At 66.0% G+C, this 19,033-nt stretch carries 18 protein-coding genes; 4 read left to right on the forward strand and 14 right to left on the reverse strand.

What is annotated here, in order from left to right:
- Positions 1–12: 12 nt before the first annotated feature.
- Positions 13–1,809, reverse strand: coding sequence for an IlvD/Edd family dehydratase (locus tag AC1ROX_RS08745; RefSeq protein WP_493124440.1), 1,797 nt, complete (start codon positions 1,807–1,809; stop codon positions 13–15).
- A gap of 114 nt (positions 1,810–1,923) precedes the next feature.
- Here AC1ROX_RS08745 and AC1ROX_RS08750 point away from each other — a divergent pair, with 114 nt between their 5' ends.
- Positions 1,924–2,859, forward strand: a complete 936-nt coding sequence (locus tag AC1ROX_RS08750; RefSeq protein ID WP_493124442.1) for a sugar kinase — start codon at positions 1,924–1,926, stop codon at positions 2,857–2,859.
- Here the strand turns inward: AC1ROX_RS08750 and AC1ROX_RS08755 are convergent.
- From AC1ROX_RS08755 to AC1ROX_RS08780, 6 genes are all read right to left on the reverse strand, one after another.
- Positions 2,831–3,811: a sterol desaturase family protein gene (locus AC1ROX_RS08755; RefSeq protein ID WP_493124444.1), complete on the reverse strand. Its 981-nt coding sequence runs from the start codon at positions 3,809–3,811 to the stop codon at positions 2,831–2,833. The genes AC1ROX_RS08750 and AC1ROX_RS08755 overlap by 29 nt on opposite strands.
- 7 nt (positions 3,812–3,818) lie before the next feature.
- Positions 3,819–4,829: a YncE family protein gene (locus AC1ROX_RS08760; protein WP_493124446.1), complete on the reverse strand. Its 1,011-nt coding sequence runs from the start codon at positions 4,827–4,829 to the stop codon at positions 3,819–3,821.
- A 54-nt stretch (positions 4,830–4,883) separates the two neighbouring features.
- Positions 4,884–5,516 carry a bifunctional 4-hydroxy-2-oxoglutarate aldolase/2-dehydro-3-deoxy-phosphogluconate aldolase gene (gene eda / locus AC1ROX_RS08765; RefSeq protein WP_493124529.1) on the reverse strand — a complete coding sequence of 211 codons (633 nt, stop codon included), beginning with the start codon at positions 5,514–5,516 and terminating at the stop codon, positions 4,884–4,886.
- Entirely contained in the window at positions 5,513–6,247 is a 735-nt protein-coding gene (locus AC1ROX_RS08770) for an SDR family oxidoreductase (RefSeq protein WP_493124448.1), read from the reverse strand. The genes eda and AC1ROX_RS08770 overlap by 4 nt, the downstream gene beginning before the upstream one ends.
- Before the next feature lie 26 nt (positions 6,248–6,273).
- A complete protein-coding gene (locus AC1ROX_RS08775; protein WP_493124450.1) occupies positions 6,274–7,281 on the reverse strand; it encodes a TAXI family TRAP transporter solute-binding subunit in 1,008 nt (335 codons plus the stop codon).
- Positions 7,282–7,343: 62 nt separating this feature from the next.
- Positions 7,344–8,090: an SIR2 family NAD-dependent protein deacylase gene (locus AC1ROX_RS08780; protein ID WP_493124452.1), complete on the reverse strand. Its 747-nt coding sequence runs from the start codon at positions 8,088–8,090 to the stop codon at positions 7,344–7,346.
- Positions 8,091–8,196: 106 nt separating this feature from the next.
- Here AC1ROX_RS08780 and AC1ROX_RS08785 point away from each other — a divergent pair, with 106 nt between their 5' ends.
- The gene (locus AC1ROX_RS08785) at positions 8,197–9,054 is read left to right on the forward strand and encodes a polysaccharide deacetylase family protein (protein ID WP_493124454.1); all 858 of its coding nucleotides are present in this window, start codon (positions 8,197–8,199) and stop codon (positions 9,052–9,054) included.
- A gap of 93 nt (positions 9,055–9,147) precedes the next feature.
- Here the strand turns inward: AC1ROX_RS08785 and AC1ROX_RS08790 are convergent, their stop codons facing one another.
- From AC1ROX_RS08790 to AC1ROX_RS08820, 7 genes are read right to left on the reverse strand one after another with little or no spacing between them, the layout of a single operon-like run.
- A complete protein-coding gene (locus tag AC1ROX_RS08790) occupies positions 9,148–9,942 on the reverse strand; it encodes a hypothetical protein (protein WP_493124456.1) in 795 nt (264 codons plus the stop codon).
- Positions 9,939–10,820 (reverse strand): phytanoyl-CoA dioxygenase family protein, encoded by an 882-nt coding sequence (locus AC1ROX_RS08795; RefSeq protein WP_493124458.1) that lies wholly within the window; start codon positions 10,818–10,820, stop codon positions 9,939–9,941. Before AC1ROX_RS08795 ends, AC1ROX_RS08790 begins: the two co-directional genes overlap by 4 nt.
- A 13-nt stretch (positions 10,821–10,833) precedes the next feature.
- The gene (locus AC1ROX_RS08800) at positions 10,834–11,631 is read right to left on the reverse strand and encodes an enoyl-CoA hydratase (protein WP_493124460.1); all 798 of its coding nucleotides are present in this window, start codon (positions 11,629–11,631) and stop codon (positions 10,834–10,836) included.
- Positions 11,631–12,809 (reverse strand): CaiB/BaiF CoA transferase family protein, encoded by a 1,179-nt coding sequence (locus AC1ROX_RS08805; RefSeq protein WP_493124462.1) that lies wholly within the window; start codon positions 12,807–12,809, stop codon positions 11,631–11,633. The genes AC1ROX_RS08800 and AC1ROX_RS08805 overlap by 1 nt, the downstream gene beginning before the upstream one ends.
- Positions 12,810–12,832: 23 nt before the next feature.
- Positions 12,833–13,894 (reverse strand): ABC transporter ATP-binding protein, encoded by a 1,062-nt coding sequence (locus tag AC1ROX_RS08810; protein ID WP_493124464.1) that lies wholly within the window; start codon positions 13,892–13,894, stop codon positions 12,833–12,835.
- Entirely contained in the window at positions 13,891–15,624 is a 1,734-nt protein-coding gene (locus tag AC1ROX_RS08815) for an ABC transporter permease (protein ID WP_493124466.1), read from the reverse strand. The genes AC1ROX_RS08810 and AC1ROX_RS08815 overlap by 4 nt, the downstream gene beginning before the upstream one ends.
- A 13-nt stretch (positions 15,625–15,637) precedes the next feature.
- On the reverse strand, positions 15,638–16,663 hold the full coding sequence (locus AC1ROX_RS08820) for an ABC transporter substrate-binding protein (protein WP_493124468.1): 1,026 nt from the start codon (positions 16,661–16,663) through the stop codon (positions 15,638–15,640).
- Between the two features lie 94 nt (positions 16,664–16,757).
- Between AC1ROX_RS08820 and AC1ROX_RS08825 the strand changes: the two genes are divergently transcribed.
- Positions 16,758–17,363, forward strand: coding sequence for a class I SAM-dependent methyltransferase (locus tag AC1ROX_RS08825; RefSeq protein ID WP_493124469.1), 606 nt, complete (start codon positions 16,758–16,760; stop codon positions 17,361–17,363).
- 291 nt (positions 17,364–17,654) lie between these two features.
- Positions 17,655–19,007, forward strand: a complete 1,353-nt coding sequence (locus tag AC1ROX_RS08830; RefSeq protein WP_493124471.1) for an MmgE/PrpD family protein — start codon at positions 17,655–17,657, stop codon at positions 19,005–19,007.
- Positions 19,008–19,033 lie beyond the last annotated feature (26 nt).

Consider the following 19,033-nt stretch of genomic DNA (forward strand, 5'->3'; position numbering starts at 1 on the left):
TCCACCGGGGCGTCAGTGGGAGTGCCGTGGCACGCCCTTGGTCTTGGCGATCTTCTGGTAGTTCACCGCGAAATCGAGGCAGGCGCCGCTGGCGAGCTGGCCGACGAACTTGCGCTGCAGTTCCTGCCAGGGCGTCTGACTGGGCACGATGTTCGGCTTCCAGGCCTTCTTGCGCCTCGCCAGCTCCTTTTCCGTGATCATGATGTTGGCGGTGCGCTTGCCGATGTCGACGCGGACCTTGTCACCGGTCTTCAGCAGCGCAAGCCCGCCACCCACGGCGGCTTCCGGCGAGGCATTGAGGATCGACGGGCTGGCCGACGTACCGCTCTGGCGGCCGTCGCCGATACACGGGAGCAGCAGCACCCCGCCCTTCACCAAGCGGTCCGGCGGCAGCATGTTCACCACCTCCGCGGCGCCCGGATAGCCGACGGGGCCGGCATTGCGGATGACCAGGATGCTGTTCTCGTCGATCGGCAGCTTGGGGTCGTTGATGCGGTGGTGATAGTCCTCCGGCCCCTCGAACACGATGGCCGTGCCTTCGAATGCATCCCGGTCGCCCTTGCGCTCGAGATACTTCTCGCGGAACTCCGGCGAGATCACCGAGGTCTTCATGATCGCCGATTCGAACAGGTTGCCGCCCAGCACGGCAAAGCCCGCCTGGCCCAGCATCGGCTTGTCGTAGGTCTTGATGACCTCGCCGTCCGCCGGGAGCGCATGGCGGAGGTTCTGCGCCACGGTCTTGCCCGAGACGGTCAGCGCGTCGCCGTGGATCTTCTTTTTGTTCAGGAGCTCCCTCATGACGGTCGGCACGCCGCCCGCACGATGGAAGGCCTCGCCGAGATACTTGCCGGCGGGCATGCAGTTCACCAGCAGCGGGATGTCGTAGCCGACCTTGTCCCAGTCCTTGTTCTCCAGCTTCACGCCGATGTGCCGCGCGATGGCGTTGACGTGCGGCGGGCAGTTGGTCGAGGCGCCGAGCGCGCTGGCCGCCACGATGGCATTCTCGAAGGCCTTTCGCGTCAGGATGTCGGAGGGCTTCAGGTCCTCCCACACCATGTCGACGATGCGCTTGCCGGTCTCGTAGGCCATCTGGCCCCGCTCCTTGTATGGACCGGGGATCGCCGCGCAGCCGGGCAGCGAGAGACCGAGTGCCTCGGCCATGCTGTTCATGGAAAGCGCGGTGCCCATCGTGTTGCAATGGCCGACGCTGGGGGCGCTCGACGCCACCATCTCGATGAACTTCTCCATGTCGATGCGGCCCGCGGCCAGCTCCTGGCGCGCGTACCAGACGATGGTGCCCGAGCCCGCAAGGCCGCCGGCGAAGTGGCCGTCAAGCATCGGGCCGCCGGAGAGCACGATGGCCGGGATGTCGACGGTGGCGGCGCCCATGATCATCGCGGGCGTGGTCTTGTCGCAGCCGGTCGTCAGCACGACGCCGTCGAAGAAGTAGCCGTACAGGCATTCGACGAGGCTGAGATAGGCGAGGTTACGGTCGAGTGCCGCCGTGGGGCGCTTGCCGGTTTCCTGGATGGGATGGACCGGAAACTCGATGGGAATGCCGCCGGCGTCGCGGATGCCGTCGCGCACGCGGGTCGCGAGGTCGAGGTGATGGCGGTTGCAGGGCGAGAGATCGCTGCCGGTCTGGGCGATGCCGATGATCGGCCGGCCACTGCGCAATTCGGCCAGGGTGAGGCCGAAGTTCATGTAGCGCTCGAGATAGAGCGCCGCCATCGTCGGGTCGCCCTTGGCATCGAACCATTCGCGGCTGCGCAGTTGGCGCTTGGCGCCATTCCCGCTCTTCTTGGCCATCCACTTCCTCCAGATTTGTTGGGGCAACCCTGGGAGAAGGCGTGCAGGAAGTCCAGCGCGTCGCTTGAGGTCCGCCACTTGAGCTTCCCTGGGGGTCATGACAATCCTCCTGCCATGACAAGCTCTCCCGACATCGTCTGCCTCGGCGAACCCCTGATCGAATTCAACCGCCCGAAGGAAGGCGACGGCCGCACCTGGCTGCAGGGCTTCGGCGGCGATTCGCAGAACGTGGCGATCGCAGCGGCGCGCCAGGGCGCCTCGACCGGCTACCTGACCGGTGTCGGCCAGGACTGGATGGGCGACGCTTTCCTCGACCTCTGGAAGAGCGAGGGTGTCGATGCCTCGCGGGTCACGCGCCATCCGACAGCGCCGACCGGGGTGAGCTTCGTCACCCACTCCGCCGCCGGCCACAAGTTCGACTATCTGCGCAAGAACTCCGCCGCCTCGCTGATGACGCCCGAGTGGCTTGCCGCCGACTACATCGCGGGCGCCAAGGTCTTCCACCTCTCGGCGATCGGCCAGGCGATCAGCGACAGCGCCCGCGCGACCTGCGAGGCCGCCATCGACGCCGCGAAGAAGGCCGGCGTGAAGGTCTCCTACGACACCAACCTGCGCCTCAGGCTCTGGGAACTCGACCTCGCGCGCAAGGTGATCGACGCCACCATCGCGCGCTGCGACATCGCCCTGCCCAGCCTCGACGATTCCCAGCAGCTCACCGGCCTTCAGAAACCGGAAGCGGTCGCCGCCCACTATCTCGGCCTCGGGGCGCCGCTGGTGGCGCTGAAGATGGGCTCGGAGGGTTCGCTGATCGCCACGCGCGACCGCCAGGTTCGCATTCCGCCGCACAAGGTCGAGGCGGTCGATGCCACGGGTGCCGGCGACACATTCGACGGCGCTTTCCTGACCCGGCTGCTGGCCGGCGACGATCCCGAGACGGCGGCGCGCTACGCCAATGTCGCGGCGGCGCTGTCGACCACCGGCTACGGCGCGGTGACGCCCATGCCGTCCAGGTCGGATGTCCTCAACGCGCTGAAGAAGCCCGGCGGCTGAACTTCGGCAGCAGCGCCCGCACGAAGCGGCCGAACACCGTCACCTGCTGGGTGATCCAGCCGCGACCGTTGTCAGCGTCGGCGGCAGCATCGTCGACGCCGGTCGGACGGTGCTTCTCGTCGTAGATCGCCGTGCCGAACAGGATGTCCCAGATCGGGAAGACCGGCGCGAAGTTGTGGTCCTGGATATGGCGCTCGGTCGGCGTCGACAGGGCGTGATGCAGACGGTGGAAGCGCGGTCCGACCAGCAGGCGCTCGCCCAGCCAACCGAACGACATGTCGACATTGGCATGCGACCAGCTCTCGATCAGGCGGCCGACCATCAGGATCGTGACGTACTCGCCCGGCTGGACGCCGACGAACTGCGAGAACAGGACCAGCGCCAGGGTGACGATCAGGTCGTCGAGCACATGGTTGCGGTCGTCCGTCCAGACCGTCATGCGGCGCTGGCTGTGGTGCAGGCTGTGCAGCGCCCACCACCAGCCGAAGACATGCTGTCCGCGGTGCAGCCAGTAGGCCGCGAAATCGTAGAGCACGAAATAGACGAGGAACGACAGCAGGTCGTTGTCGCCGATCCATGGCAGCAGGCGCTCCAGACGCGGCGGCATGTAGCCCCAGGTCCGCACCGTCAGCTCGATCTCCTGCACCAGCGGATAGGTCAGGATGAAGATGGCGAAGGGAATGATGCCGAGCTTGTTCAGCACCGTGTAGACGCGGTCGACCATGATCAGCCCGTCGTCCTTGCCCGGCTTCTCGAGCGGCCAGCGGCGCTCGAAGAAGCGCATGCCCACGGCGATCACCGTGATCTGGACGAGGCCCAGCATGATGAACTCGACGGCGCTGTAGCCCGGCTCGTACCAGGCCATCAGATGGAAATGGAAAAGAACGGGGCTGACGAGGGTCTCGAACAGCCAGGCCTGGGCGCCGACCCAAAGGTCGATCAGGTCGCGCACCGGGCGCCTACTTGATTTCGCCCGCCGTCGACGCCGCGCGGACCGGCATCCTGCCCGCCGTCACGGTCGCCGTGGACTTCAGCATGAAGACACCGTGCGGGGACTTTCCGACCGGAATGCTGCCGACGACGCGCATCTGATCGATATCGACGATGGAAACGCGACGCAGGAACCGCTGGGTCACCCACAGTTCCTTGCCGTCGGGCGTGATATCCATGCAGTCTGGACCGCCGGGAACACGGACGCTGCCCACCACCTTCGGCTCGTCCTTGGTGTCGATCAGGGAGACCGTGCCCTCGACGCGATTGCTGAGAAAGTAGTGACGACCATCGCCCTTCGGGAAGAAGTTGTGAGCGCCCTTGCCGGTCTGCAGGCTGCTCTTCACCGCGCCATCCTTGGGGTCCACGACGACGACATTGTCCTCGCCGGTCAGGGCGACCAGCAGGCGCTTGTCGTCCGGCAGCATCACGACGCCGGCCGGGGCGTTCCCGACCGGAACGTTCCACTTCAACGTCTGAGTCGCGAGATCGAAAGCGGCGAGCCGCCCGCTCTGCTGCAAGGTCACATAGACGGTCTTGGACTCCGCATCGAAGGCGATGTGGCTCGGCAGGCCGTCGATGAAGATGCGTCCGGCCAGACGGAAGCCGTCGGCATGGTAGATGTCGACATGGTCGAGCCGGTAGGCGGCCGTAACGAACCACTTGCCGTCGGGGCTGAAGCCCAGATGGTAGGGATCGAGGATACCCTTGACGACGCCCTTGCGCTCGCCGGTCTTGATGTCGAGGCTCAACAGCTCGTTGGTGGCGGTCGAGCCGATCAGCACGTCCTTGCCGTCGGGCGAGACGATCAGGTGGTGCGGCTCCCGGCCGACCGGCAGGCGCGCCACTTCGGTCCGCGTGCTGCGGCTCAGGATGCTGTAGGAGGCTTCCTCGGAATTCAGGATGAGCACGGAATCTGCTCGCGCCGCCCCGCTCACCACGAGCGAAAGCGCCAGGGCCGCGATCGACAACCTATTCATTGGGTAGCCGGTACTCCTTGAGAATTGTCTTGAAGCACCTTTCCCGGCGTTTCGCTAGCGGCGTTTGAGTGTCGAAGCCGTGGCAGCCAGCCTCTCGACGGATTGCCAGTCACCTGTGGCCACGGCGCCACGCGGAGCCACCCATGAGCCGCCGACACACGCGACGTTCGCGAGCGCGAGATAGGACGCTGCCGTCTCGGCGGTGATCCCGCCGGTCGGGCAAAAACGTAGATGCGCCAGCGGTGCACCGACCGCCTTGATCCACGTCAACCCGCCGGCCGCATTGGCGGGGAAGAACTTCAGAAGCCGAAATCCCCGGTCCGCCAGCACCATGGCTTCCGAGACCGTCTGCACGCCCGGCAGGAACGGTATGCCAGATGACACTGCCGCCCGGGCGAGTTCGTCCGTGCAACCGGGGCTCACGGCGAAGCGTGCGCCGGCGCGCTGCACCTGTTCGAGCTGCGCCGCATTGAGCACGGTACCTGCGCCGACAATGGCGGCCGGGACTTCGGCGACGATCGCCTTCAAGGCGTCGAGCGCTGCTTCCGTACGCAAGGTGACCTCCAGCACCGGGAGGCCGCCCCTCACCAGCGCCCGGGCAAGCGGCACGGCCGTCTCGCGGCTCTCGACGGTGAGGACCGGAATGACCGGCGCCAGCGCCGCGATCGCCGCAATGTCCACCGTCAGACGCTCCAGCCGCCGTCGATCACGTTCACCGTGCCGGTGGTGAAGGCCGACTCGTCGCTGGCGAGGTAGGTCGCGAGCGAGGCGATCTCCTCGGCGGCGCCGAACCGGCCGGTCGGCTGGCGCTGCAGGAAGAACTGCTTCGCATCCGCACCGCCGCCCAGGGACGAGATGCGCTCGTCGAGCGACGGCGTCTGGACCGTCCCCGGGCAGATCGCGTTGCAGCGGATGCCCTTGGAGACATAGTCGACGGCGACCGACTTGGTGAGGCCGACGACGGCGGCCTTGGTCGTGCCGTAGATGAAGCGCAGCGCCGCGCCCTTCACCGAGGAGGCGGCCGACGACATGTTGACGATCGAGCCGGAGCCCTTGCCGAGCATGCCCGGCAGGAAGGACTGGATCGTCCAGAACATGCTGCGGACATTCAGGTTGAAGGCGAACTGCCACTGATCGTCGGTGGCATCCAGCACCGTGCCGTGATGGACGAAGCCCGCGCAGTTGAACAGCACGTCGACCGCGCCGGTCTCCGCCGCGAGCTGGCCGATGGCTTCCTTGTCGAGCACGTCGAGCTTGCGTGTCGTGATGCCGTCCACGCCCTCCAAAGCCGTGAGCTTGCCCGCATCGACGTCGGTGGCCCAGACCTTGGCCCCTTCGCGCGCGAACGCCCGGGCCGTGGCCGCGCCGATCCCCTGCCCGGCCGCCGTGACGACGCAGGTCTTGCCCTTCAAACGCATATTACTTTTCTCCCCAGATTGGCCTTTTATTTGATCAGGCCCTTTTCCTTGTAGAACTTCTCGGCGCCCGGGTGCAGCGGAATGCCCAGGGCCGCCTGCGACGTCTCGAGCCTGATCACTTTGCCCTTGGAATGGCCCGAATCGAGCAGCTTGCGGGTGCTGGGATTCCACAGCGCCGCCGTGATGGCGTAGATCAGCGCCTCGGGTTGCTTGATCGAGGTCGCCCAGAGCGCATTGACGCTCACCGTCTTCACGCCCGTCGTGTTCTTGTAGGCATCGTCCGGAATCTCGTCGATGGCGAAGAAACTGTAGGTCTTCACCAGCCCTTCCGCCTCGGGTCCAGCGATCGGCACCAGGTCGATACCCGTCGTCACCGCCAGTTCGGCGATCGCGCCGTTGGGCCAGCCGCTCACGCTGAAGAAGGCGTCGAGCTGACCGTCCTTGAGCTTGTCGGCGGCCTGCTGCGTCTTCAGGTATTCGGCCTTCATGTCCTTCTCGGTCAGCCCGTAGGCCGCCAGGATCAGCCGTGCATCGACCAGCGTCCCTGAGCCCGGCTCGTCGAGCGACAGACGCTTGCCCTTCAGGTCCATCACCGACTTGATGCCGGAGCCCTTGCGGGCGACCAGCTGGAAGCTTTCGGGATAGAGGCTGGCGATGGCGCGCAGGCCTTCGGCCTTGGGCCGCCCTTCGTAGATGCCGGTGGCGTTGTAGGCCCAGTAAGCGACGTCCGACTGGACGAAGCCCGACTGCAGGGTGCCGGCGGCGATGCCGTTGGCGTTGGCGACCGAGCCGTTGGAGGCGACCGAGGTGGCGACAAGTCCCGGCACGCCGCACGAGCCGCCGTCGGCGCAGGCCCGCGAGCCCGGCGGATTGGAGATGGCGTTGGCGATCAGGCCACCGATCGGGAAATAGGTGCCGGCGGTGGCGCCGGTCCCGATGCGGAAGAAGGTGATGTCCTGCGCCCGGGCCGGCATGCCGCCCAGTACAGCGGCGCCCAGGCCACCCAGCAGCGCAGTCCTGCGATTGATCCGCATCCGACCCTCCCTGGTCCGGGTCGATTAAATCGCGTCCCGTGTGACGCCGCAATGATCGCCCATCAATTCACGCCGATGGCCCGGCTCAGGGTCGGTCCGATCTCCTTGTGGATCACCAGGTCGGCATCGGCGTCCTGATCCGTCGGCTCGCGATTCAGGATCACGAACTTGGCGCCGTTGCGCCTGGCCAACTGGGGAAAGCCGGCCGCCGGATAGACGACCAGCGAGCTGCCCAGCACGATGAACAGATCGCAGGCCAGCGTTTCCTCCTGTGCCCGCAGCATCGGCACCTCGGGCATTGCCTGCCCGAAGGAAATCGTCGCGGTCTTCACGATACCGTCACACTTCTCGCAAAGCGGCAGCGTACCCTTTTCCAGGAACGCCCTGCGGATCGGCGCCAGCTCGTGGCGATGGCCGCAGTCGAGGCAGGTGGCGTAGGTCGTGTTGCCGTGCAGTTCGATGATCTTCTGGTCCGGCACACCGGAGCGCTGATGCAGCCCGTCGACATTCTGGGTGATGATGGCGCTCATGCGTCCCTGCTCCACCAGCTTGGCGAGCGCACGGTGACCGGCATTGGGCTCGGCCTTCAGCATGGTCTCGTCGGTGGCGAACTTGCGGTTCCAGGACTCGCGGCGCATCTCGTCGGAGGCCATGAAGTCGTCGAAGTAGATCGGCTTGTAGCGGGTCCAGATTCCCCCGGGGGACCGGAAATCCGGGATGCCCGACTCGGTCGAGATCCCCGCTCCCGTGAAGGCCACGATCCGCTTGGCCGCATCGACCATCTCGCGCAGGCGTTCGGCTTCATCCATCGCTGTCCTCCCTATGCCGTCAGGATAGCATCCGGCGATGGGCGCGCACGACAAACCGGCCTAAGCTCCGCCGGACCGTTGCCCAGTCCCCGCCGGAGCCGCCGCCATGCCGCGCCACATCGTCTGCCTGACCTTCGACCACGATCATCTCTCGGGCTTCATCGCCCGCGGCATGACCTCGCCGACGGCGATCTCGCGCGGCGAATACGACGTCGTGGTCATCCCGCGGCTGGTCGCCCTGATGGAACGCTACGGCATAAAGGGCACCTTCTTCACGCCGGGCCATACGATCGACAGCACGCCGCAGGCCGTGGCGCCCTATGTCGAGGCCGGGCACGAGCTGGCGCATCACGGCTGGACCCACCGCCTCCCCGTCACCCTCTCGCGCGAGGAGGAGGAAGAGGAGATCGTCCGCGGCAACGAGTCGATCAAGCGCATCAGCGGCCGCACCGCGCGCGGCTACCGCTCGCCGGCCTGGGACCTGTCGCCCCATTCGATCGAGCTCTTGCTGAAGCACGGCATCCAGTACGACAGCTCGATGATGGGCCATGATTACGATTGCTACTTCGCGCGCCAGGGCGACGTCGCCGAGCTGATGAAGCCCTTCGTGCGCGGCCGCGAGACGCCGCTGCTCGAGATGCCGATCAGCTGGTCGCTCGACGACTTCCCGCACTTCGAATACATGCGCCTGCCCAATGGCTCGGTGCAGCAGGGCCTGATGAATGCCACGAACGTCCTCGACAATTTCGTCGACGACTTCACTTACATGACCCGGGTGCAGCCCGATTTCGGCATCCTCACCTACACCTTCCATCCCCACGTGATCGGCCGCGGCCATCGCATGATGATGCTCGAACGCCTGATCCAGCGCCTGATCGAAGGCGGTGCGGTATTCATGACGATGGAACAGGCGATGGGCGAATGGCTCGCGCGCAATCAAGGTGCACGTAAAGCCGCAGAGTAGCTTCGACGAAGCCTATCAATGGAGCGCGCCACTCCAGTGGCGCTCAAGCTTCAGCGATCGGCAAGGCATGAGCGCCACTGGAGTGGCGCGCTCCTATGAGAGCGGCTTGCCTCGGGCCGTTCGGATCGCGCGGCAGATCGTGACCATCTTGCCGATGGCGTGGTCGACGAACAGGCCGACGGCCTCCTCGATCTCCGCGGCGAGCACGGGCCGCTTGGCCGAGACTTCCCGGGCGATCCTGCTCGAAAGCTCCGCCGCGACCTGACGGTTGCCCATAATCGCCCGACGCAACGAGCCGTCGGCGGCTACCGGCGCCAGGGCGCCCTCGACGCGCTGCAGGAACGACGGCGCATGGGCCAAGTGGCGGTACATGCTGGCCAGGATCAGCGGCTGCGGCTCGTCGCCGAACTTGTTGAGGCGCAGGACCAGCGCCCAGGTCGCGGCGTCCACGTCTTCCTCGGACGCGAGCTTGGGCAAGGCCAGGTCGGGCGCCGCCTTGCGCAGGCCCGGCGCAACCGTGCCGTCGCGGGCCACCTCGCCCCTCAGCCAGGCGCGCAGGGCGCCCAGGGCGAACAGGTTGATCGTGTTGGAATGGTCGTAGCTCGCCAGCACGGCATCGACGCTGGCGGGCTCGTCGCCGGCGAGTGAAGCGAGCTTTGGAATATCCATGGTCTCGTGGAACGTCGCCATCGCGGCGTCAGGCAGCCCCTTCAGGTAGAGCGGCTTCACGGCGGCCCAGGCCCAGGGCAGCGCCCCGTCCATGGTGGCAAGATGGCGCCATACCAGGTTAACCACGCGCACGCCGACGGTGGTCCGGATGTCGGCAAAGAGGTCGGCGATCTCGCCGGTGGCCGCAGCCTCCGTGATCGCCGGCAGCGGATCGCTCACTGAGCAGCCTGCTTGGATTCCTGGCCGATGACGGTGAAGAACGAGGCTGTCTTGGGTTGCTTGGGCAACTCGACCATTCCTTCCTTGAGGCGGGCAAAGCGCGCTTCTTTGCCACGCACGATGCGGCCCTCGTTGAGGCTCGGCATCGGGTTGCGCGCAATCGGCACGGCATCGGCCGCAGTGTAGACGCAGATATAGAGGCCGCGCGACGTGTCGGCGCCGTTGGCGGCCGAGCCGTGCAGCAGGCGGGTGTGCATCAGGCAGACGCTGCCGGCCTTGCCGAGGCAAGGCACCGACTGGCCGAGCGCCCTCTTCTCCTCCTCGGCCGCGACGGCGCCGGCGAAGCGCTCGCCCTCGAACAACGAGAGGACAGGTCCCTTGTGCGAACCGGGCACGACGGTGAGGCAGCCATTGTTCTCATCGATATCGTCGAGGAACAGCAGCGCCGTCACGATGTCGTCGTTGGTGTGCGGCGTGTAGGCGAAATCCTGGTGATAGTTCACCTCGGTCCGCGCGCCCGATAGCTTCAGGTTGATCTTGCAGTGGTGGAACTTCACGTCCGGCCCGATCAGGTCGGCCACCATGTCGACCGTGCGGGCGTCGAGCATGACCTCGCGATAGGCGTCGGAAATGTCGGACGGATTGTTGATCCGGCGCAGCGCCGGCTTCTCCGCGCTGTGCTCGGCACCCATGTCGAAGCGCGGGCGGCCGTCAATCGTCGGCGGGCCGAACGGGGCGGTGTGGGCCCGGCTCTGCTCGACCCAGCCCGCGATCTCGGCCTTGAGGGCCGCGAGCTGGGCCGGCGTGACGGCGTCCTCCACCATGAGATACCCGTCGCGCCAGAACGCGTCGCGTTGCTCCTGTGTCAGCGCCGTCATGGCCGTCTCCTGTTCAGCGTCCCTTGAAGGCCGGTTTACGCTTCTCCATGAAGGCCGTGCGGCCCTCGATATAGTCTTGCGAATCGAAGCACTGCTTCACCAGCCCGTTGAGGCGGGCGAAATCCGGCTCGCCGTCGAGTCGCGTCAGCTCCTCGATGGTGCGCTTGGCGGCATGCATGGTGAGCGGCGCATTCTCGCCGATCATCCGGCAGTAATTGTCGACGTAAGCATCGAGCTCGGCGTCGGGCACGACGCGCGTGACCAGGCCCATGCCGAAGGCTTCCTGCGCATTGAAGTGCCGGGCGGTGAAGAAGATTTCCTTGGCGTGGGACGGGCCCACGAGGTCGGTCAGGATCTTCAGGCCGCTGGCGCGATAGCCGAGTCCGAGCCGCGCCGCCGGCACGCCGAACCGGCTGTTCTCCGAGGCGATGCGGATGTCGCAGAGCAGCGACACCGCCAGCCCGCCGCCGATGCAATAGCCGCGGATGCGGGCGATCGTCGGCTTGGAGCACTTGTTGAGGCGCCGGTTGGCCTCCTCTCCGATCTTGTCGTAGTAGGCGACCTGCTCGGGCGTGTTGCGCGCCTTCTCGAACTCCGAGATGTCGGCGCCCGAGACGAAGGCCTTGTCGCCCGCGCCGGTAACGACCACGACGCGGATGTTCGGGTCGTTCTCGAAATCGTCGAGAATGACCGGGATCGCCTCCCACATGTCGGTCGAGGTGGCGTTGTGCTTCTGCGGCTTGTTGAAGACGAGCCGGCCGACCGGCCCCACCTTCTCCGCGATCATGTTCGGGGTGGGGCTGATCGACATCAGATCACGCCGCGCTTGCGGAAGTCGGCGATGGCGGCGGCGTCGAAGCCCGCTTCCTTCAGCACGTCGTCGGTATGCTCGCCCTGCTCCGGTGTGGCCGTCTTCATCTCGAACGGCGTGCGGCTCATGTTGATCGCCTGGCCGATCACCTCGATGTCGCCGAGCTTCGGCGAGTGCACGGGATGCGCCATCTTCAGGTGCTTGACCTGCGGATCGGCGAACATCTCGTCCATCTTGTAGATCGGACCGGCGGGCACGCCCGCCTTGTTCAGCTTCTCGACGAGGTCGGCGCTGCTGTACTTCGCGACCCGCTTGTTGATCTCGTCGTTCAGGGCGTCGCGATTCTTGGCGCGCGCCTTGTCCGTGCTGAACCGCTCGTCGGTGTGGAGTTCCGGTGAACTGACGGCCTCGCAGAAGCGCTTGTAGATATGGCCGCCCGACGCCGCGATGTTGATGTAGCCGTCGCTGGTCTTGAAGACGCCGGTCGGGATCGAGGTCGGGTGATTGTTGCCGGCCTGGCCGGGCACGTCCTTGGCCAGGGTCCAGCGCGCGGCCTGGAAGTCGCACATCGAGATCATGGCCTGCAGCAGCGAGCTCGACACCCACTGGCCCTGGCCCGAGGTCTCGCGCTCCAACAGCGCGATCAGGATGCCGATGGCGCAGTGCAGGCCCGCGCCCACGTCGGCCACGGCGATGCCCGCACGCATCGGGCCCTCGCCCGGGTTGCCGGTGACCATCATCAGGCCGCCCATGCCCTGGGCGATCTGGTCGAAGCCGGCGCGCTCGGCATAGGGGCCGTCCTGGCCGAAGCCCGAGATCGATCCGAGGACGATCCGCGGGTTCACCTTCTTCAGGCTCTCATAGTCGATGCCGAGGCGGAACTTCACGTCGGCGCGGTAGTTCTCGACCACCACGTCGGCCTGCTCGACCAGCTTCATGAAGACGGCCTTGCCGTCCGGCTCCTTGAGGTTGAGCGTGATCGACCGCTTGTTGCGGTGCAGGTTCTGGAAGTCCGGTCCATGGCGCGGACCGCCCATGTCCATCTCGCCGGCGGACGGCGGCATCTCGACCTTGATGCAGTCGGCGCCCCAGTCGGCGAGGTAGCGGACGGCGGTCGGACCGGCGCGCACGCGTGTCAGGTCAAGGACTTTGAAACGGGCTAACGGTCCTGCGGTCATGGTCTCACTCTACGTTTGGAAGCTTATTCTACCCGTACCATGGCGGACGGCGCGATCTCCAGCCAGACGCGGCTGCCGACCTCGAATACGGTGGTCGGGGCCGTCGACACGCGCAACGGCTTCGAACCGCTGAGCGGACGGACCTGGTAGTCCCAGTATTCGCCCAGATAGGAACGGTCGACGATTTCCGCCTCGACCGACAGGCTGCCGCCGTTGCTGCGCTGCGTCGACAGGCCGATCGCCTGCGGGCGCAGCGAATAGGACAGCTTGCCGCCAGCACTTGCCCCCTCCAGCGTGCTTGCAGCCGCCGTGAAACCGTCGAAGCGCACGTCGTTGCCTTGCGCCGTCCCTTCGACAAAGTTCGTGCGGCCGATGAAGCCCGCCACGAAGCGGCTCCTGGGGCGACCGTAGAGGATGTGCGGCGCGTCGATCTGCTCGATCTTGCCCTTGTTCATCACGACGATGCGGTCCGAGGTCACCATCGCCTCGGACTGGTCGTGGGTCACGTAGACCGTCGTGATCTTGAACTCGTCGTGCAGGCGACGGATCTCGAAACGCATCTCCTCGCGCAGGTTGGCGTCGAGGTTGGACAATGGCTCGTCGAGCAACAGCACCTCGGGTTCGACGACGATGGCGCGGGCCAGCGCCACGCGCTGTTGCTGGCCGCCCGACAGTTCGGCGGGATAGCGGCCCTTGAGGTTGCGCATCTGGACGACGTCCAGGATCTTGTCGACCCGCCGGTCGATCTCGGCCCGCGACAGCTTGCGGATCTGCAGGCCGAAGCCGACATTCTCGCCGACCGTCATGTTCGGCCAGATGGCATAGCTCTGGAAGATCATCGACATGCGGCGATGCTCGGGCGGAACGACGCCCGAGGCCGACGAGATCTGCTTGCCGTCCATCTCGATGCTGCCGCCGCTCGGCGGCATGAAGCCCGCAATCATGCGCAAGGTCGTGGTCTTGCCACAGCCCGAGGGGCCGAGCAGCGACACGAACTCACCCTTCGCCAGTTCCAGGGAGAAATCGGCCACCGCCTCGAAGGCGCCGTAGCGCTTGGCGACATTCTTCAAAACGAGCTTGCTCATGTCGCGGTACGCCTCAGCATGAAGTCACGGCCCAAGGCCTTTTGGCCGATCCACAGGAGCGGCAGGGTCAGGACCTGCAAGACCAGCGCCAGCGCGGCGAGACGTTCGAAGTTCCCCTCCTCGCTCATGTCGAAGATCATGACCGATGCCACCTTGGTGTTGGGGCCGTACAGGAAGATCGCCGCCGACAGTTCGCGCGTCGCCGGAATGAAGATCAGCAGCCAGGCGCCCATCATGTTGCGCTTGAGCAGCGGCGCCACCACGCGACGCAGCGCCGTCAGCCGGCTGCCGCCCAGTACGCGGACCGCCTCCTCCATCTCGGGATTGAGGCTGTTGATGGCCGCGCTGGCGTTGACGTACCCCACCGGCAGGAAGCGGGTCGTGAAAGCCAGGATCATGATCAGCGCGGTGCCGTAGAGCGCCAGCGGCGGCGGCGCATAGGCGGCGTAGAAGCCGATCGCCAGCACGACGCCCGGGATCACGAACGGCGCCACGCACAGGAAGCCCAGCACGCCGCCGAACGGGATCAGCCGGCGCGCGACGATGTAGGCCACGCCCAGGGTCAGGAACACCGCGACCGTGGCACTGATGCCGGCATAGACGAAGCTGTTGATGACCGACTGGGCGGCCGTCGCATGCTCGAACAGGATGAAGCGGAAGTTCGCGATGGTGATGTTGTCGAGGCTGAAGCCGCGGCCCCAGGCCTTCGCGAAGGCCGACTGGATCAGGAAGATGTAAGGCAGGAACACCGCGAGGGCTGCCACGAACATCGAGTAGCCGAACATCACCCAGCGCCAGCGCCCAAGCAGGATCGGCCGGCGCTCGCCGCCTTTGCCCGTCAGCGCCACAAAGCCCTTGCGCCGCACGATCAGGCGCTGGACGAGCACCAGCAGGATGGTGACGCCCAGCAGCGGCATGGCATAGGCCGCCGCGACCTCGACCCGCACGGGATTGCCGAAGAACTGGAAGAGTTGTGTCGTTACCACGTTGAAGCGCGCCGGAATGGCGATCATGGCGGGCGAGCCGAACAGCGCGATCGCTTCCAGGAAGCAGATGATCAGGCCGCCCAGGATGGCCGGCAGGGCCAGCGGCAAGGTTACCTTGCGCATGGTCCGCCAGGGACCCGCGCCCAGGATGTTGGCGGCGTCCTCCATCTCCGACGAGACCAGCTCGAGCGCCGCCGTCGTGAAGATGAAGATATAGGGAAAGGAATAGAGCGCGATGACGACCGCGAGGCCGGTAAAGCTGTAGATGTTGAACGGCCCCGCCTCTGCGCCCGTGGCCATCATGTAGAAGCGGTTGAGCCAGCCGGCGTTCGGCCCGGCCAGCAGGATCCAGGCAACCGCGCCGGTGTAGGGCGGCGTGATGAAAGTCGCCAGCACCAGCATGCGGGTAAGCCCGCGGCCCGGCATGTTGGTGCGCGCCACGGCCCAGGCCAGCGGCACCGCGAAGACACCGGCCAGAAGCGCGGACACGGCGCCGAGCTTCAGCGAGTTGACCAGCGCATCGATGTAGCGCGCCCGGCCATAGGCCGTGGCGTAGTTGGCGAAGGTGAAGTCGCCCGTGCGCTCGGCCTGGAAGCTGGTGATGACCAGGTAGACGAACGGACTGACCACCAGGAACAGGAGGACCGCGATGATCGCGATCCACAGGAGCCAGGACGAATCGAACCGGCTGGCGCGCACAGGACGCACCGGCATCGAATCGATCGCCGGAACCGTTACCGACATGCTGAGCTTTCGATCAGTTGCCGAACGTGTCGCGCCACTGCTCGATCACCTCGGGAATGCCCCTGTCGACTTCCGCCACGGTCGGCCGGATCACCTTGATCTCGCTGATCGGCTTGGCGCCCGGGGGCGACGGCACTTCCGGCCGCAGCGGGATCAGGAAGTGCTTGGCGCTGATCTTCGCGGCTTCGACCGTGTAGAGATATTCCATGAAAAGCTTGGCGGCATTCGGACGCTTGGTGCCCTTCATGATCGCCGACGGCGAGATGATCAGGACCGATCCGTCGCTGGGATAGACGATCGCCAGCGGATTGCCGCGCGACGCGCTGAACAGCGTCGAGCCGTCGGAGCCCGCCGCCACCTGGCGTTCGCCGGCATTGAGCGCGGTCACCGTATCGTTGATCGAACGGCCGATCTGCGGCTTGTTCTTCTCGAGCTTGTCGAAATACTGCCAGCCATAGAGCTTCTTCATCGACAGCACCCAGGTGCCGACATAGCCGGAGAAGCCCGGATGTCCGGTCGAGACCTTGCCCTTCCACTTGATGTCGAGCAGGTCCTCCCACTTCTTGGGCGCGTCCTCGGGCTTCACTTTCGTGGTGTTGTAGGTGAGCACGACCAGACCGGCCGCGGTGGTCTGATAGAAGCCGTCGGGATCGAAATTCTGGAAGACCGGAGAGATCTTGGACATGTTCTCCGGCACGAACTTGTCGAACCGGCCTTCCGACTTCAGCCGCGCATAGTGGCCGAGGTCGGTCGACGAGAAGACGTCGCAGATCGTCTGGTTGTTCTTGATGTCCTGCAGGAGCCGCTGGTAGGCGACCTGTGCCGTCGTGCGCACGACGTTGACCTTGATGCCGTACATCTCGGTGAAGCCGCGGCCCAGATCCTCCGCCCCTTCGGACGTGTAATGGGCGACGTACCAGGTGATCTCGCCTTCCTTCTTGGCCGCTTCGGCCAGCGCATTCAGGTCCGCGCGCGCCGCCAGCGGCAGGAACGCAACGGCCAGCGCAAAGGCCACGACAAGGCTTCCCAACCTCTTCATCAATTCCTCCCGGTTCGGTGGTTCATTATTTGTGAGGTGCGATACGATCACACGAGGCGCCATACGACAAGCGCCGGAGGCCAAGAGAACGCGCATGACGGAAAGTAATCGTTCGGCAGGATGGGCTGCGTATTACCAGCAGCTCCGCGATCGCCCGCCGCGCAAGACGCTGCTCGCGGCGCTCGATGCGTTCGGCGACGCACCGCCTGACGCCCTCGTCATCGATCTCGGCTGCGGCGATGGCCGCGACGTGATCGAGGAACTGCGGCGCGGCTGGAAGGTGGTCGCGGTCGATGCCGAGCCCGAGGCACTGCGGCAGTTGCAGGCGAGGCCCCTGCCCGATGGTTGCGAGATCACGCCTGTGAATGCACGCCTCGAAGAGGTGCCGATCCCGCTCGGCGTCCATCTGGTGAATTCGAGCTTTGCCATGCCCCTCTGCGAACCCGAAGCCTTTCACCGGACGTGGGAGCGCATCCGCGAGGCGCTTCCCATGGGCGGCCGCTTCTCCGGCCAATGGTACGGACCGCGCGACAGCTGGGCCGGGCGGCCGGGCATGACCTTCGTCTCACGCGAGGAAGCGCTCGTCCTGCTCCAGGGCCTCGACCTCGAGATGTTCGACGAGGAGGAAGCCGACGGCGTCACGCCGCGCGGCAATGCCAAGCACTGGCACATCTTCCATATCGTCGCACGGAAGCCCTAGCCGGGTTTACGACTCGGCTTCGCTATGCGAGGCTCGACGTCCCATCAACATCGAAAGGAGGTGATCCTGTGAACTACACCATCACGACGCCGGCGATCTCTGCAGTTGCCGCCACCAGGATCGTTCCTGCTTTGGCTTGCTGCTGTGACTGACGGATCGACGATAGTCGGCACAAAGCCGCCTCCGGGCGGCTTTGTTGTGTCTGGGCCATATCGTTGCGCGAAAGCCCCGATAGTGGACAAGGCAGCGGCTGGTGGCCGACACTTGCGCCCCTAAATCCAGGAGGAAAACATGCCAGCCGTCGTTCCGGTCACGGCCGAAATCGCCAAGCGCGCCGCCGCCCTTGCCTGGCAGGACCTTCCCGACGATCTGGTCGAGCGCACCAAGCAGTGCCTGCTCGACTGGTTCGCCGTCACCATTGCCGGCGCGCAGGAAGACCTCACCAGCATCCTGATCGCCGAGGCGCTGGAGGACGGCGCCAAAGGCCCCGCGACGCTGGTCGGCCGTTCCGAGACCGTGCTGCCCTCGACCGCCGCGCTGATCAATGGCGCCGCCAGCCACGCGCTCGATTATGACGACGTGAACTTCTCGATGGGCGGCCATCCCACGGTCACCGTCGTCCCCGCCCTGCTGGCGCTGGGCGAGCAGACGAAGGCCTCGGGCCGGCTATTCATCGAAAGCTTCGTGGCGGGCTACGAGACCTCGGGCCGCGTCGGCCGGCTCGTCTCGCCCAGCCACTACCAGAAGGGCTTCCACGTCACCGGCACGGTCGGCTCCTTCTCTGCGACCGCCGCGGCGGGCCGCATGCTCGGCCTCACCGACGAGCAGCTCGCCGTCGCCTTCGGCATCGCGGCCACCCAGGCGGCCGGCCTCAAGTCGAATTTCGGCACGATGTGCAAGCCGCTGCATGCCGGCACCGCCTCGGAGCATGGTCTGCGCGCGGCGCGCCTCGCCGCCAGGGGTTTCACAGCCCGTGGCGATTCGCTGGAGTGTGACCAGGGCTTTGCCTCGTCGCAGAGCGATCACCTGAATGCTGAAGCGGCGTTGGGCGAGCCACCGTCGGGCTGGCACCTGCGCAACAACCTCTTCAAGTACCATGCCGCCTGCTACCTGACGCACGCGCCCATCGAGTGCGCCAAGGAAATCCGGCTGAAGAACAATTTCCCGCCCGAGCGGGTGCAGAAGATCCTGCTGCGGATCGACTCCGGCGCCGACAAGGTCTGCAACATCCCCAACCCGACCACCGGCCTCGAAGCCAAGTTCTCGCTGCGCCAGACCGTGGCGATGGCGCTGACCGGCGTCGATACGGCCAACCTCGAATCCTACAACGAGGCGGTGACGCAGGAGCCGCTCATCAAGGACCTGCGCGACAAGATGGCGATCGAGTTCCAGCCCCATTGGGCGCACTCGCTGGCCGAGATGGCGATCCAGCTCGACGACGGCACGACCATCGAGGTCACGCATGATTCGGGCATCCCCTGGGCCGACCTCGAGAAGCAGCGCCAGGCGATCGAAACCAAGTACGACAGCCTCGTCACGCCGCTGCTCGGCGCCGCGGGCGCCCGCCGCCTGCACGATGCCATCGAGCGCATCGACAGCCTCACCGACGTGGGCGAACTGGTGCGTGCGTCGGCGAAGAATTGATCGTATTCCTCGCCCCCGCCAGGGCG

The organism is Reyranella sp. GW821-FHT14A01 (assembly GCF_058803965.1).

Bases quoted from the DNA above. Each gene is read 5' to 3' on its own strand.
- AC1ROX_RS08745 (WP_493124440.1), bottom strand. From the start codon at position 1,809: ATGGCCAAGAAGAGCGGGAATGGCGCCAAGCGCCAACTGCGCAGCCGC.
- AC1ROX_RS08750 (WP_493124442.1), top strand. From the start codon at position 1,924: ATGACAAGCTCTCCCGACATCGTCTGCCTCGGCGAACCCCTGATCGAA.
- AC1ROX_RS08760 (WP_493124446.1), bottom strand. From the start codon at position 4,829: ATGAATAGGTTGTCGATCGCGGCCCTGGCGCTTTCGCTCGTGGTGAGC.
- AC1ROX_RS08770 (WP_493124448.1), bottom strand. From the start codon at position 6,247: ATGCGTTTGAAGGGCAAGACCTGCGTCGTCACGGCGGCCGGGCAGGGG.
- AC1ROX_RS08775 (WP_493124450.1), bottom strand. From the start codon at position 7,281: ATGCGGATCAATCGCAGGACTGCGCTGCTGGGTGGCCTGGGCGCCGCT.
- AC1ROX_RS08780 (WP_493124452.1), bottom strand. From the start codon at position 8,090: ATGGATGAAGCCGAACGCCTGCGCGAGATGGTCGATGCGGCCAAGCGG.
- AC1ROX_RS08785 (WP_493124454.1), top strand. From the start codon at position 8,197: ATGCCGCGCCACATCGTCTGCCTGACCTTCGACCACGATCATCTCTCG.
- AC1ROX_RS08795 (WP_493124458.1), bottom strand. From the start codon at position 10,820: ATGACGGCGCTGACACAGGAGCAACGCGACGCGTTCTGGCGCGACGGG.
- AC1ROX_RS08800 (WP_493124460.1), bottom strand. From the start codon at position 11,631: ATGTCGATCAGCCCCACCCCGAACATGATCGCGGAGAAGGTGGGGCCG.
- AC1ROX_RS08805 (WP_493124462.1), bottom strand. From the start codon at position 12,809: ATGACCGCAGGACCGTTAGCCCGTTTCAAAGTCCTTGACCTGACACGC.
- AC1ROX_RS08810 (WP_493124464.1), bottom strand. From the start codon at position 13,894: ATGAGCAAGCTCGTTTTGAAGAATGTCGCCAAGCGCTACGGCGCCTTC.
- AC1ROX_RS08815 (WP_493124466.1), bottom strand. From the start codon at position 15,624: ATGTCGGTAACGGTTCCGGCGATCGATTCGATGCCGGTGCGTCCTGTG.
- AC1ROX_RS08820 (WP_493124468.1), bottom strand. From the start codon at position 16,663: ATGAAGAGGTTGGGAAGCCTTGTCGTGGCCTTTGCGCTGGCCGTTGCG.
- AC1ROX_RS08825 (WP_493124469.1), top strand. From the start codon at position 16,758: ATGACGGAAAGTAATCGTTCGGCAGGATGGGCTGCGTATTACCAGCAG.
- AC1ROX_RS08830 (WP_493124471.1), top strand. From the start codon at position 17,655: ATGCCAGCCGTCGTTCCGGTCACGGCCGAAATCGCCAAGCGCGCCGCC.